Raw genomic sequence first — 618 nt, forward strand, 5'->3', positions numbered from 1 at the left:
TGTTCAAAATCACATTACCAGCGATTTTCTTGCTTTTTGCAGTTATATTCGGCCCGCTAGTCAATGACTTGATTGGTTTTGTTTTCTTCACACCGCTTGTTTATATGGTAATCACATTAGCATTGATTTACTTATGTACTGATTTTTCAATGAATCAATCGGTGGAAGCAATGGTAGATGGATCAACGTATATTCTGACTCGTCTCTTTCAAGTGGGAATCTTCTTGGCATTCATCAATATCATTGCGCAAACAGGAACGTTTGCCGTCATTGCTGGGGTAGCTCAGAACGCACCGGAATTTGTTGTAGTACCTGTGGCGATTTTGACCGGAGTCTTGATTGGTATTCCTGCCGGAGCATATGTGGGCTCAGTGTTGACACTTGTCTTGCCAGTCGCCGTTTCCTTAGGATTCCCACCGATTGCTTTAGGTTTTGTCACAATGGGCGTGGGCTTAGGCAGTCAAATGAGTTTCGTCAACATCACGATGCAAGCACTATCTTCAGGATTCCAAATCCCCATTTTGGATGTGGTCAAAGGAAATGTGAAATGGCTAAGTCTTGCTTCAGTTATATTGTTGTTCATTGGTTTGATTTTTGGGTAAGTAAGAGGGAGGAAAA

Annotated in this window: 1 pseudogene; it reads left to right on the forward strand. The window is 42.1% G+C overall.

What is annotated here, in order from left to right:
• Positions 1–602, forward strand: a pseudogene (locus EG2_RS18170) (citrate transporter); the annotation flags it as partial.
• Positions 603–618: the final 16 nt, after the last annotated feature.

Source organism: Enterococcus gallinarum NBRC 100675 (genome assembly GCF_001544275.1).
GTDB classification, from domain to species: Bacteria; Bacillota; Bacilli; order Lactobacillales; family Enterococcaceae; genus Enterococcus_D; species Enterococcus_D gallinarum.